General features: G+C 54.7%; 12 protein-coding genes. 11 read left to right on the forward strand and 1 reads right to left on the reverse strand.

The annotated features are described in order from the left end of the window. Positions 1 to 131: 131 nt before the first annotated feature. From pnp to B1A75_RS06910, 3 genes are all read left to right on the forward strand, one after another. A complete protein-coding gene (pnp, locus tag B1A75_RS06900; RefSeq protein ID WP_013523420.1) occupies positions 132 to 2303 on the forward strand; it encodes a polyribonucleotide nucleotidyltransferase in 2172 nt (723 codons plus the stop codon). Between the two features lie 87 nt (positions 2304 to 2390). Continuing rightward, entirely contained in the window at positions 2391 to 3374 is a 984-nt protein-coding gene (locus B1A75_RS06905; protein WP_074043413.1) for a polysaccharide deacetylase family protein, read from the forward strand. Next, positions 3361 to 4608: a M16 family metallopeptidase gene (locus B1A75_RS06910; RefSeq protein ID WP_074043412.1), complete on the forward strand. Its 1248-nt coding sequence runs from the start codon at positions 3361 to 3363 to the stop codon at positions 4606 to 4608. Before B1A75_RS06905 ends, B1A75_RS06910 begins: the two co-directional genes overlap by 14 nt. Before the next feature lie 63 nt (positions 4609 to 4671). Here the strand turns inward: B1A75_RS06910 and B1A75_RS06915 are convergent, their stop codons facing one another. Then, the gene (locus B1A75_RS06915) at positions 4672 to 4914 is read right to left on the reverse strand and encodes a YlmC/YmxH family sporulation protein (RefSeq protein ID WP_011230772.1); all 243 of its coding nucleotides are present in this window, start codon (positions 4912 to 4914) and stop codon (positions 4672 to 4674) included. A 194-nt stretch (positions 4915 to 5108) separates the two neighbouring features. On the opposite strand from B1A75_RS06915, the gene dpaA reads away from it, so the two are divergent. From dpaA to B1A75_RS06955, 8 genes are all read left to right on the forward strand, one after another. Next, positions 5109 to 6014 carry a dipicolinic acid synthetase subunit A gene (gene dpaA / locus B1A75_RS06920; protein WP_033025107.1) on the forward strand — a complete coding sequence of 302 codons (906 nt, stop codon included), beginning with the start codon at positions 5109 to 5111 and terminating at the stop codon, positions 6012 to 6014. Further along, positions 6011 to 6616: a dipicolinate synthase subunit B gene (locus B1A75_RS06925; protein ID WP_013145721.1), complete on the forward strand. Its 606-nt coding sequence runs from the start codon at positions 6011 to 6013 to the stop codon at positions 6614 to 6616. The genes dpaA and B1A75_RS06925 overlap by 4 nt, the downstream gene beginning before the upstream one ends. Before the next feature lie 111 nt (positions 6617 to 6727). Further along, entirely contained in the window at positions 6728 to 7771 is a 1044-nt protein-coding gene (gene asd, locus B1A75_RS06930; protein ID WP_074043411.1) for an aspartate-semialdehyde dehydrogenase, read from the forward strand. 20 nt (positions 7772 to 7791) lie between these two features. Then, positions 7792 to 9045 carry an aspartate kinase gene (gene dapG / locus B1A75_RS06935; protein ID WP_079935965.1) on the forward strand — a complete coding sequence of 418 codons (1254 nt, stop codon included), beginning with the start codon at positions 7792 to 7794 and terminating at the stop codon, positions 9043 to 9045. Between the two features lie 5 nt (positions 9046 to 9050). Next, positions 9051 to 9926 carry a 4-hydroxy-tetrahydrodipicolinate synthase gene (gene dapA / locus B1A75_RS06940; RefSeq protein WP_011230777.1) on the forward strand — a complete coding sequence of 292 codons (876 nt, stop codon included), beginning with the start codon at positions 9051 to 9053 and terminating at the stop codon, positions 9924 to 9926. A 181-nt stretch (positions 9927 to 10107) separates the two neighbouring features. Further along, the gene (locus B1A75_RS06945) at positions 10108 to 11778 is read left to right on the forward strand and encodes a ribonuclease J (RefSeq protein ID WP_074043409.1); all 1671 of its coding nucleotides are present in this window, start codon (positions 10108 to 10110) and stop codon (positions 11776 to 11778) included. Between the two features lie 117 nt (positions 11779 to 11895). Then, positions 11896 to 12636: a ClpP family protease gene (locus B1A75_RS06950; RefSeq protein WP_079935966.1), complete on the forward strand. Its 741-nt coding sequence runs from the start codon at positions 11896 to 11898 to the stop codon at positions 12634 to 12636. Further along, on the forward strand, positions 12633 to 12857 hold the full coding sequence (locus B1A75_RS06955; protein WP_074043407.1) for a YlzJ-like family protein: 225 nt from the start codon (positions 12633 to 12635) through the stop codon (positions 12855 to 12857). The genes B1A75_RS06950 and B1A75_RS06955 overlap by 4 nt, the downstream gene beginning before the upstream one ends. The last annotated feature ends 90 nt before the right edge of the window (positions 12858 to 12947 follow it).

The raw sequence follows: 12947 nt of genomic DNA on the forward strand, positions 1-12947 counted from the left end.
AGCATTCCCGCTTTTTTGCTAGTTTATAGGCGTGATTGACACGGCGATGATAACAATGGCGCCAATTCGTCTATACTAATCATCAGCGGATCCATATTTTTATTTGTACATAGAGAGGAGTACTCGTCTGTATGGAACAAGAGAAACGCGTGTTTTCCATCGATGTGGCTGGGCGGCCGCTCATTGTTGAAACCGGCGAACTGGCGAAACAGGCGAACGGGGCGGCGCTCGTCCGCTACGGCGATACGGTCGTGCTGAGCACGGCCACCGCGTCGCGGGAGGCGAAAAACGTCGACTTTTTCCCGCTCACCGTCAACTACGAGGAGCGGCTGTACGCCGTCGGGAAAATTCCGGGCGGGTTTATTAAGCGCGAAGGCCGCCCGAGCGAGAAAGCGATTTTGGTGAGCCGACTCATCGACCGGCCGATTCGCCCGCTGTTTGCTGAAGGATTCCGCAACGAAGTGCAAGTCGTCTCGATGGTCATGAGCGTCGATCAAGACTGCGCGCCGGAAGTAGCGGCCTTAATCGGTTCGTCGGTGGCGCTGACGATTTCCGACATTCCGTTTGAAGGGCCGATCGCCGGTGTCATCGTCGGCCGCGTCGACGGCCAGTTTGTCATCAATCCGACGGTCGAGCAAATGGAAAAAAGCGATCTGCATCTTGTCGTCGCCGGCACAAAAGATGCGATCAACATGGTGGAAGCCGGGGCGGATGAGGTGCCGGAAGAAGTGATTCTTGAAGCGATCATGTTCGGCCATGAGGAAGTGAAGCGGCTCATCGCCTTCCAAGAGGAAATCGCCGCCCAAGTCGGCAAAGAAAAAATGGAAGTCGTCCTTTACGAGCCGGATCCAGCGCTGGAGGCGGAAATCCGCCAGCTTGCGGAAGCGGACATTAAGCGAGCGGTGCAAGTGCCGGAGAAACTGGCGCGCGATGCTGCCATTGAAGATGTGAAAGCTGGCGTCATCGCCAAATATGAGGCGGAAGAAGCGGATGAGGAGAAGCTCAAGCAAGTACAGGAAATTTTGCATAAGCTCGTGAAAGAGGAAGTGCGCCGTTTGATCACGGTCGAGAAAATCCGTCCGGACGGGCGCAAAGTCGATGAAATCCGTCCGCTCTCATCGGCGGTCGGCGTCCTGCCGCGCACGCACGGCTCCGGTTTGTTTACGCGCGGGCAGACGCAAGTGTTGAGCGTTTGCACGCTTGGGGCGCTTGGCGATGTGCAAATTTTGGACGGGCTTGATCTTGAAGAATCGAAGCGGTTTATGCACCATTACAACTTCCCGCCGTTTTCCGTCGGGGAAACCGGGCCGATGCGCGGGCCGGGGCGGCGTGAAATCGGACACGGGGCGCTTGGCGAACGGGCGCTCGAGCCGGTCGTGCCGTCGGAGCGCGAATTCCCGTATACGATCCGCCTCGTTTCGGAAGTGCTTGAGTCGAACGGCTCGACATCGCAGGCCAGCATTTGCGCCAGCACGCTGGCGATGATGGACGCTGGGGTGCCGATTAAAGCACCGGTCGCCGGCATTGCTATGGGGCTTGTGAAAAACGACGACCATTACACGATTTTGACCGACATTCAAGGCATCGAAGACCATCTTGGCGATATGGACTTTAAAGTCGCCGGCACGAGAAAAGGCGTCACTGCGTTGCAAATGGACATTAAAATCAAAGGGTTGACGCGCGAGATTTTGGAAGAGGCGCTCATGCAAGCGCGCAAAGGGCGGCTTGAGATTTTGGACCATATGATGCAAACGCTCAGCGAGCCGCGCAAAGAGCTGTCCAAATATGCGCCGAAAATTTTGATCATGCACATCAATCCGGACAAAATCCGTGAGGTCATCGGACCAAGCGGCAAGCAGATCAACAAAATCATCGATGAAACCGGCGTCAAAATCGACATCGAACAAGACGGCACGATTTTCATCTCGTCTGTGGATGAAGCGGCCAACCAAAAAGCGAAGCAAATCATCGAAGACATCGTCCGCGAAGTCGAAGTCGGCCAAGTGTATTTGGGCAAAGTGAAGCGGATCGAAAAATTCGGCGCCTTCGTTGAGCTGTTCAACGGCAAAGACGGGCTTGTCCACATTTCCGAGCTCGCTGAAGGGCGGGTCGGCAAAGTCGAAGACGTCGTTTCGATTGGCGATGAAATTTTAGTGAAAGTAACGGAAATCGATAAGCAAGGGCGCGTCAACCTGTCGCGCAAAGCGGTGTTGCGCGATGCCCGCAACATTGGAGGGGAACTGCCGCGGGAATCTAGGGAAAAACGAGGAAGACGGCCGGAGCGCCATCGCATGAAGCCTTAGGAATTTGTTTCTTAAGGCTCTTTTGTTATGTTCTATCCTGTCCCCCTAAGACATATGTTGTAGTAGTAAAAAAGGAGGGGGACAAGGGTGAACAACGGCTATGCCCGCTATATGGCGCTAGCGGTCATGTTTCTTGCCGCCTGGGCGGCGGTTCATTGGCCGCCGGTTGGCGATTACATCGCGAGCTGGCGCCCGATGGAAACGACCGCGATGAAAGAGCGCGACAAGCTGTATGACACGATCGTCAAACAAGCGAAGCAATATGAAATTCCCGCCCAAGATGCGGTCATCGATAAAGTATGGAAGGCGACGCCCGGCTACAACGGGCTCGCCGTCGACATCGATGCTTCTTATGAAAATATGAAGAAAACCGGAACGTTTGACGAACGGAAACTTGTGTTCCGTCAAGTGCCACCCCGCGTCCATTTGGACGATTTGCCGCCGGCGCCGATTTACCGCGGCCATCCTGACAAGCCGATGGTGGCGTTTGCTGTCAATGTCGCTTGGGGGGAAGAATACCTCCCCGACATGCTTGAGACGCTGAAAAAATACAATGTCAAGGCGACGTTCTTTTTAGAGGGGCGATGGGTAAAAAATCACCCGGAGATGGCAAAAATGATAGCAGACGCCGGCCATGAAATCGGCAACCATTCCTACAGCCATCCCGATATGAAAACGCTCGCTGTCGACAACATCCGACGTGAGCTCGAGAAAACAAACGAAGTGATTGAGGCGGCGACGGCGGTCAAATGCAAATGGTTTGCCCCGCCAAGCGGCAGCTACCGCGACGAGGTCGTCGAGATCGCCGCGGAACTCGGCATGAAAACGATTCTATGGAGCGTCGATACAATTGATTGGCAAAAACCGTCGCCATCTGTTATAGTGAAACGGGTGACATCAAACGTCCATCCCGGCGCCATCATTTTAATGCATCCGACGATGCCGACGGCGGCTGCGCTTGACGAGCTGATCGCCTCGATCAGGCGCCAAGGCTACGCCTTAGGCAGCTTGACGGCCTTATTCGATGAGAAAAGACTGGCAAACAAACAGGAGGAACATGGAGTTGATTAACAAATATACGTGCAAAAACGGTGTGCGAATCGTGCTCGAGCAAATCCCGACCGTGCGCTCGGTGGCCATCGGCATATGGATCGGGACTGGCTCGCGCAATGAAACGGAGCAAACCAACGGCATTTCCCACTTTTTAGAGCATATGTTTTTCAAGGGGACAACGACGCGTACGGCCCGGGACATTGCGGAAGCGTTCGACAGCATCGGCGGGCAAGTGAACGCTTTTACATCGAAAGAGTATACGTGTTACTACGCCAAAGTGTTGGATGAACACGCGCCGCTGGCGCTTGAAATGCTCGCCGATATGTTTTTCCACTCGACATTTGTGGAGGATGAGCTGCAAAAGGAGCGCAACGTTGTGCTCGAGGAAATCAAAATGTATGAAGATACACCGGATGACATCGTCCACGATTTGCTCGGCAAAGCGTGCTATGCAAGCCACCCGCTCGGCTATCCGATTTTGGGCACGGAAGAGACGCTGCGCACGTTCACTGGCGACACGCTGCGCCAATATATGGCGGATTACTATACACCGGATCGCGTCGTCATTTCGGTCGCCGGCAACGTCGACGAACGGTTTATTGACGAGGTCGAGCGCTATTTCGGCTCGTTCACCGCAGAAAGCAAGCCGCTTTCTTCAGGGACGCCGTTGTTTGTGCCGCAAAAGATCGCGCGCAAAAAAGACACCGAGCAGGCGCACGTATGCATCGGATTCAACGGGCTGCCGATCGGCCATCCGGACGCGTATCCGCTCCTCATCTTGAACAATATTTTAGGCGGCAGCATGAGCAGCCGGCTGTTTCAGGAAGTGCGCGAACAGCGCGGATTGGCGTATTCGGTGTTCTCGTACCATTCCGCCTACCAAGACAGCGGCCTGCTCGCCATTTACGCCGGCACAGGAAGCAGCCAGCTTGATGTGCTGTTCGAAACGATCCAGCAGACCATTCGCCAGCTGAAGGAGGACGGAGTGACCGAAAAAGAGCTGCATAACAGCAAAGAGCAGATGAAAGGAAGCCTGATGCTTGGGCTCGAGAGCACGAACAGCCGGATGAGCCGCAACGGCAAAAATGAACTCCTTCTCGGCCGCCATCGCTCGCTTGATGAGATCATTGAAGAGATTGAAAGCGTCACAGCAGAAAAAGTAAACGAACTGGCGCGCACGGTTTTCACGGACGATTACGCACTCGCCTTAATCAGCCCGGACGGCGTGCTGCCGCGCCCGCTCCGTTCATAGACCGAGCATCAAAAAAGCTAACGACCTTTCGCTAGGTTGTTAGCTTTTTCGTTTCCGCCTCTTTCATCCTTCCTCGGGGACATCGATCATCACCATATCGGCGCCGATTTTGCGAATATATTTCCACGGCACGCGAATTTCCTGTCCGTCTTTGCGAAACCCGAACCATTTTCCCGTTGGGATGAGCAGCGCCTCGATCTGCCCCGTCTGCTCGTTAATTTCCAAATCGGTCTGCCCGAGCACCCCGAGCCGCTCAGCTCGGCTTACATCGACAATTTCTTTTCCGCTTAACTCGCTCAGCCTCATGCTGGTTTCCCCCCCTTTTGGCTTCTTTACTTCTATATGTAAGGAACAAAACCGGAAAAAATGACTGCCTCTTGTCTGCTGTCAGCGCATATCACCCATTTTTTCCTACAAGGATATTCACCTATATTTTCTTTCCGACATAAGATGGGAAAGGAAACGGAGCAGTTTGCCAAAAAAGAAGGTGAGCGTACAACATGATGCTGACAGGAATGCACATCGCCATCATCGGCGGCGATGCTAGGCAGCTTGAAGTCATTCGCAAACTCGTTGAACTCGATGCGAAGTTGTCGCTTGTCGGCTTCGACCAGCTCGCCCATCATTTCACCGGGGCGATGAAGCTGCCGATTGGCGAAGTCGATTTTGCCGATTTGGATGCGATCATTTTGCCGGTTCACGGCACGACGCTGGACGGAAACGTCAACAGCGTGTTCGCCCACGAACCGATTCCGTTTACAGAAGAGATGGTGCAAAAAACGGCGCAGCAATGCACGATTTATTCCGGCATCAGCAACGCGTATTTGGACGAATTGGTGAAAAAAACAGGGCGCAAGCACGTGCAGTTGTTTGAGCGCGACGATGTCGCCATTTACAACTCGATTCCGACCGCGGAAGGCACGGTGATGATGGTCATTCAGCATACGGATTTTACGATCCATGGCTCGCGCGTCGCTGTCTTGGGGCTTGGACGCGTCGGCATGACCGTCGCCCGAACGTTCGCCGCGTTGGGGGCGAAAGTGAAAGTCGGGGCGCGCCGGTCGGAGCATCTCGCCCGCATCACGGAAATGGGGCTCGTGCCGTTTCACTTAAACGATTTGGAAAAAGAAGTGCGTGACATTGACGTCTGTATCAACACCGTGCCTCATCTCATCGTGACGGCGAGCGTCATCGCGAAAATGCCGCCTCATACGCTGATTATCGATTTGGCGTCAAAACCGGGCGGCACTGACTTCCGCTATGCCGAAAAGCGCGGAGTGAAAGCCATTTTGGCGCCCGGGCTGCCTGGGGTCGTCGCGCCGAAGACAGCTGGGCAAATCATTGCCAACGTCTTGGCGCAACTGTTATATGAAGATTTACAAAAACGGGAGGAGAATCATGCATGAGCGGGAACAGCTTGAAAGGAAAACGGATCGGCTTTGGCCTCACCGGGTCGCATTGCACATATGATGCGGTGTTCCCGGAGATCGAGAAGCTCGTCAACGAAGGAGCGGAGGTGCTGCCGATCGTCACCTATACGGTGAAAACGACGAACACCCGCTTCGGGGAAGGGGAAGAATGGGTGAAAAAACTGGAGCAGCTGACCGGAAACGAGGTGATCGATACGATCGTCAAAGCAGAACCTCTCGGACCGAAAATTCCGCTCGACTGCATGGTGATCGCCCCGCTTACCGGCAACTCGATGAGCAAGCTAGCCAACGCCATGACCGATTCCCCGGTGCTCATGGCCGCCAAAGCGACGATGCGCAACCACCGCCCGGTCGTGCTTGGCATTTCCACAAACGATGCGCTCGGCTTAAACGGCGTCAACTTAATGCGGCTTATGGCGGCAAAAAACATTTATTTCATTCCGTTCGGCCAAGACGCCCCGCAGGCGAAGCCGAACTCAATGGTCGCCTACATGCCGCTTTTGCGCGATACGATTCTTGCCGCGCTTGAAGGGAAGCAGCTGCAGCCGGTCATTATCGAGCGGTTCCGCTACAACTGAATCAAAAATCAATGTTCCGCATAAAAATGTTCTCTCGTCCGCAACGGAATGTGATAAAATAAAGACTATGAATTCACTTCTTAGAGTGACGATGTGGAAGGAGAATGGTTGATGGCTCAAAAACAATATCATGTCGCTGTCGTCGGAGCAACGGGGGCAGTTGGGCAGCAAATGGTGCGGACGCTTGAAGACCGGAACTTCCCGGTTGGAAAATTGACCTTGTTGTCATCGGAGCGGTCAGCCGGCAAAAAAATGCGCTTCCGCAGCGAGGAGATCGAAGTGCGGGCGGCATCGCCCGAGCGCTTTGATGGGGTCGACATCGCCTTGTTCAGCGCCGGCGGCGCCGTATCGAAAGCGCTGGCGCCGGAAGCGGTGCGGCGCGGGGCGATCGTGATCGACAATACGAGCGCGTTTCGGATGGAGGAAAACGTGCCGCTTGTCGTTCCGGAAGTGAACGAAAGCGACTTGACGTGGCATAACGGCATTATCGCCAATCCGAACTGCTCGACGATTCAAATGGTCGTGGTGTTGGAGCCGATTCGGAAAGCGTTTGGCTTAGAGCGCGTCATCGTCTCGACGTACCAGGCTGTCTCCGGGGCGGGAGCGCAGGCAATTGAAGAGCTCAACGAGCAGACGAAAGCCGTGCTCGAAGGCAAGCCGGTTGAGGCGAACATTTTGCCAGTGAAATCGGACCGGAAGCATTACCAAATTGCGTTCAACGCCATTCCGCAAATCGATAAGTTTCAAGACAATGGATTTACGTTTGAAGAAATGAAAATGATCAATGAAACAAAAAAAATTATGCATATGCCTGAGCTGAAAGTGGCGGCGACGTGTGTGCGCATTCCGGTAGCGAGCGGCCATTCGGAATCGGTGTACATCGAAATTGAACAAGACGGCGTCACCGCTGCCGACTTGCAGGCGGTGCTCCGCGAAGCGCCGGGCGTCGTGCTTCAAGATGATCCGAGCGAACAGCTGTACCCGATGCCGGTGGACTGCGTCGGTAAGTATGACGTGTTTGTCGGCCGCATTCGCCGCGATTTGGACAACCGCCGCGGCTTCCATCTATGGATTGTCGCTGACAACTTGCTAAAAGGCGCAGCCTCGAATTCGGTGCAAATCGCAGAAAGTTTGTTGAAGCTCGGGCTCATTTGAAAAAGCATCGAGGTGTTAGCATGAAACTCATTGTTCAAAAGTTCGGCGGCACGTCCGTCCGCGATGAGCGCGGACGGAACTTGGCGCGCCGCCATATTGAACGGGCGCTTGAGGACGGCTATAAAGTTGTCGCTGTTGTATCGGCCATGGGCCGTTACGGCGACCCATATGCGACCGATACGCTTCTTAGTTTGATCGGCGGCGCTCGCCACCACGTAACGAAGCGCGAGCAAGATATGCTCATGGCGTGCGGAGAAATCATCTCAAGCGTTGTGTTCAGCAACTTGTTGAACGAACACGGCATCAAAGCGACGGCGTTCACCGGCGCCCAGGCCGGATTCCGCACGAACAGCGATCATACGAACGCGAAAATTCTCGAAATGCGCTGCGACCGCCTCCTTGAGGCGCTTCGGCAATACGACGTTGTCGTTGTCGCCGGCTTTCAAGGCATGGCGGAAAACGGCGACATGACAACGCTCGGCCGCGGAGGAAGCGACACGTCGGCGGCGGCGCTCGGCGCGGCGTTAAACGCGGAGTGGGTCGATATTTTCACCGATGTCGACGGCGTCATGACCGCTGACCCGCGCATCGTTGAGAGCGCCCGGCCGCTTGATGTCGTCACGTATACGGAAATTTGCAACATGGCGTACCAAGGGGCGAAAGTGATCCATCCGCGCGCGGTGGAGATCGCCATGCAGGCGAAAGTGCCGCTGCGCATCCGCTCGACGTACTCCGATGCACCCGGGACGCTCGTCACTTCATCGGTCCGCGGCCGAAAAGGAAGCGATGTGAAAGAGCGGCTTGTCACCGGCATTACGTACGTCGCCGACGTCACACAAATCAAAGTGCTGGCGAAAGAAGGCCGCTATGAGCTGCAGTCTGACGTGTTTCAAGCGATGGCCCATGAAGGGATCAGCGTGGACTTTATCAACATTTCCCCGTACGGTGTTGTGTACACCGTGAGCGGCGACATGACGGAAAAAGCGGTGGCCGCCCTGCGCCGCATCGGCTACGAACCGGCCGTGACGCCCCGATGCGCCAAAGTGTCGGTCGTCGGCGCCGGCATTGCCGGCGTGCCGGGGGTGACGGCGAAAATCGTCACCGCCTTGTCGGAGCAAGGCATTCAAATTTTGCAGTCGGCCGACAGCCATACGACGATTTGGGTGTTAGTGAAGCAAGACGATATGGAAAAAGCGGTCAACGCCCTGCATGACGCCTTCTGCTTATCCGAGGCGGATGCGGGCGGAGATGAAGCGATTTGGAGCGAGGAGTGAAAACCGTGGTTCAGTTCGGGAACATCATAACGGCGATGGTCACGCCATTTGACCGAAAAGGAAATCTCGACTTGGCAAAAACGACGGAGCTTGTCAACTATTTGCTTGACAATGGCACAGACGCGCTCGTTGTCGCCGGCACGACCGGCGAGTCGCCGACATTGACGACCGAGGAAAAAATCGCGCTTTTCCGCCATGTCGTCTCCGTCGTCAACGGCCGGGCGCCGGTCATTGCTGGAACGGGCACAAACGATACGCGCGCGTCGATCGAGCTGACGAAAAAGGCGGAAGAGGCGGGCGTCGATGCTGTCATGCTTGTGGCGCCGTATTACAACAAGCCGAACCAAGAAGGGCTGTATCAGCATTTCAAAGCGATTGCCGAAAGCACATCGCTGCCGGTGATGCTGTATAACGTTCCAGGGCGCACGTCGGTGAGTCTTGCTCCGGAGACGGTCATCCGGCTGTCCGAAGTTCCGAACATTGTCGCTGTCAAGGAAGCGGGCGGCAATTTGGACGCCATGGCGGAAATCATTGAGCGTACGCCGGACGACTTTTTGCTCTACAGCGGCGACGACAGCTTGACGCTTCCAGTGCTAGCGATCGGCGGCAATGGCGTCGTCTCGGTCGCTTCGCACATCATTGGCAATGAAATGCAAGAAATGATTCGTTCCTTTTTAGCGGGCGATCATCAGAAGGCGGCGGCGCTGCATCGAAAATGGCTGCCGCTCATGAAAGGCTTGTTTGCCGCCCCAAGCCCGGTGCCGGTGAAAACGGCGCTGCAGCTGCGCGGGCTGGACGTCGGTTCGGTGCGCCTTCCGCTTGTGCCGCTCACCGAACAAGAGCGGAAGGAGCTAAGCCGCCTGCTCGATGCGCTGTCGTAACAATGGGCTCTCGGCGAAACGATTCCCCAACGCTTTGCTTGCGCGTTGGGGCCTTTTTTTGCCTTGGCTGTGAAATCCATTGGTTGGTTGATGAACCATCTTGTGTTTTTCCGCACCGATTCGTTATAATAAAAGCAAGTGACTTTGAGCGGGTTAGCATCACAATTGGGAGGACGCAGCCTTGAAATCGAAAATAAAGCCGGTAGAGAAAATACGCATTTTTTCCCTCGGGGGAGTCGGAGAAATCGGCAAAAACATGTATGTCATCGAATTGGACGAGGATATTTTTGTCATCGACGCCGGGGTGATGTTTCCGGAAGACGAAATGCTCGGCATCGACAAAGTGATCCCGGACATCACATATTTGATTGAACGGCAGCATCGCATTCAGGCAATTTTTCTCACCCACGGGCACGAGGAGCATATGGGGGCGATCGCCTATGTGCTCAAGCAGCTGCCTGTGCCGGTATACGGAACGAAGTTGACGCTTGGGTTGGCGGAGGCGCTGTTAAAAGAACAAGGGGTGTCGGGCGCGAAGCTCAATGAAGTTCATCCGGACGCGGAACTCGTGTTTGACAAGGCGAAAGTGACGTTTTTCCGCACGATCCACAGCATCCCCGATTCCGTCGGCATCAGTCTGCATACATCGCAAGGTGCGATCGTGTACACGAGCGATTTTAAATTTGACCAAACGCCGTATGGCAACAACCGCACCGACTTGGGAAAAATGGCGCAAATCGGCGAAGAGGGGGTGCTGTGTCTTTTGTCGGACAGCACGAATGCCGAACGCCCCGGCTACAGCGGCTCCGATACGGTGGTCGCCTATGAGATCGCTGACGTGATCGGCCATGCGAAAGGACGCGTATTTGTTGCCTGCTACGCTTCCAACATCACCCGCATTCAGCAGGTGCTGTACGCTGCCCACCAATCCGGGCGCAAAGTGGCAGTGATCGGCAAAACGCTGCATAAAGTAATGGACATCGCCGTGCGCCTTGGCTATTTGCACGTTCCAGACAAGGTGACGATTTCTGCGCATGATATCGATCGTTATGGCGACCGCGAGCTCGTCATTTTGACAACCGGCGGGCACGGCGAGCCGATGAGCGCGCTTTGGCGCATGGCGCGCCAAGCGAACAAACAAGTGAACATCAAAGAAGGGGATACCGTCATCGTCGCCGCATCCGTCATGCCGGGCTATGAGCTCGGGTTCGCGAAAACGATTGACGCCTTGTACCGGGCCGGCGCCAACGTGATTTACCGCGACCGGCAAGTGCACGTATCCGGGCACGGTTGCCAAGAAGAATTAAAGTTGATGCTCAATTTAATGAAGCCAAAATACTTTATTCCGGTGCACGGAGAATATCGGATGCAAAAAGCGCACGCCCGGTTGGCGAAGGCGGTCGGCATCTCGGAGGAGCGGACGTTTTTAATCGACAAAGGCGAAGTGATCGAGTTCCGCGGCGGCGCCGCCCGCTCCGGCGGCAAAGTGCCGTACGGCAACATTTTAATTGACGGCCTTGGCATTGGCGATGTCGGCAACATCGTGTTGCGCGATCGCCGCTTATTGTCCCAGGATGGCATTTTGATCGCCGTCGTCACGCTGAACAAAGAAACGAAAACGATCGCCGCCGGCCCAGAAATCATTTCGCGCGGGTTCGTCTACATGCGCGAGTCTGAGACGCTGCTTGAGGAAGCAGAGAAAATGGTGGCGGCGATCATCGAGCGCTGTCTTGAATCATACATGCTCGAATGGTCGTCGTTGAAAGCGAACATCCGCGAAGCGTTAAGCCAGTTTTTATTTGAAAAAACGAAGCGCAGACCGATGATTTTGCCTATTATTATGGAAGTATAATGCAATCATGCTCAAAGTCCACAGTAAAATGCTGGGAACGGTCAGCCGTTGCCGGCATTTTTCTTTTTTCTTTCGGCCATACTAAGCGTATGATCGACAAGAAAGGAGATGAAATGGATGGAGAAGGAGCGTTATTTTCAAGCGGAAACCGAGGGAGAACAACCGGAAACAAAGGCCGGGGAAGCAACTGCGGCCATCACCCAGCTTGGGCAGACGAACGTCCCGCAAATGGAACCCGATACGAACATTCATTGTTTGACGATCGTCGGACAGATTGAAGGGCATATTCAGCTGCCGCCGCAAAATAAGGCGACGAAATACGAGCACGTCATTCCGCAAATTGTGGCCATCGAGCAAAACCCGAAAATTGAAGGGCTGCTCGTCATTTTAAATACGGTCGGCGGCGATGTGGAAGCAGGGCTCGCCATTGCCGAAATGCTCGCCTCGCTCTCGAAACCGACTGTTTCCGTTGTGCTTGGCGGCGGCCATTCGATCGGCGTGCCGATCGCTGTGTCGTGCAACTATTCGTTCATCACCGAGACGGCGACGATGACGATTCATCCGATCCGTTTGACGGGGCTTGTCATCGGCGTGCCGCAGACGTTTGAGTACTTGGATAAAATGCAGGAGCGCGTCGTCCGCTTCGTGACGAAACATTCGAAGATCAGCGAGGAAAAGTTTAAAGAGCTCATGTTTTCCAAAGGCAATTTGACGCGCGACATCGGCACGAACGTCGTTGGGCCTGACGCCGTCCGGTACGGGCTCATCGATGAAGTCGGCGGCGTGTCCCAAGCGATGGCGAAGCTGCGCGAGCTGATCGAGATGAGGAAAAACGGGGAAGGGAAGATGATCCAATGATTTTGTATACGATCATGCCCGAACATTTGATTTTTCCGGTCGATGCCGCCGTTTATGAGAAGCAGAAAATGGTGTATTACGATGGTATTCCGTTTCTCGTCCAAGCTGTAGAAACGGGAGAATATGAAATCGTGCAAAACTTAAGCACGAATCCGTACCATTTTTTAAACGCCAAATATGCGCCTGGGGCGCGATTTCCGGCTTCCGCGGCAACATCGTAATGAATTGTTCGGCCGTTCATGATATAATAGTAGACAAACGAAAAAAAGCAGCCATTGTTGGCTGCTTTTTTCCGGCTTGCCAATTCATTC

This window comes from Geobacillus sp. LEMMY01 (genome assembly GCF_002042905.1).
Taxonomy (GTDB): Bacteria; Bacillota; Bacilli; order Bacillales; family Anoxybacillaceae; genus Geobacillus; species Geobacillus proteiniphilus.

What these genes read in the sequence shown, in the direction of transcription:
- pnp (WP_013523420.1), top strand. Translation starts at nt 132, where the DNA reads ATGGAACAAGAGAAACGCGTGTTTTCCATCGATGTGGCTGGGCGGCCG.
- B1A75_RS06910 (WP_074043412.1), top strand. Translation starts at nt 3,361, where the DNA reads ATGGAGTTGATTAACAAATATACGTGCAAAAACGGTGTGCGAATCGTG.
- B1A75_RS06915 (WP_011230772.1), bottom strand. Translation starts at nt 4,914, where the DNA reads ATGAGGCTGAGCGAGTTAAGCGGAAAAGAAATTGTCGATGTAAGCCGA.
- dpaA (WP_033025107.1), top strand. Translation starts at nt 5,109, where the DNA reads ATGATGCTGACAGGAATGCACATCGCCATCATCGGCGGCGATGCTAGG.
- B1A75_RS06925 (WP_013145721.1), top strand. Translation starts at nt 6,011, where the DNA reads ATGAGCGGGAACAGCTTGAAAGGAAAACGGATCGGCTTTGGCCTCACC.
- asd (WP_074043411.1), top strand. Translation starts at nt 6,728, where the DNA reads ATGGCTCAAAAACAATATCATGTCGCTGTCGTCGGAGCAACGGGGGCA.
- dapG (WP_079935965.1), top strand. Translation starts at nt 7,792, where the DNA reads ATGAAACTCATTGTTCAAAAGTTCGGCGGCACGTCCGTCCGCGATGAG.
- B1A75_RS06950 (WP_079935966.1), top strand. Translation starts at nt 11,896, where the DNA reads ATGGAGAAGGAGCGTTATTTTCAAGCGGAAACCGAGGGAGAACAACCG.
- B1A75_RS06955 (WP_074043407.1), top strand. Translation starts at nt 12,633, where the DNA reads ATGATTTTGTATACGATCATGCCCGAACATTTGATTTTTCCGGTCGAT.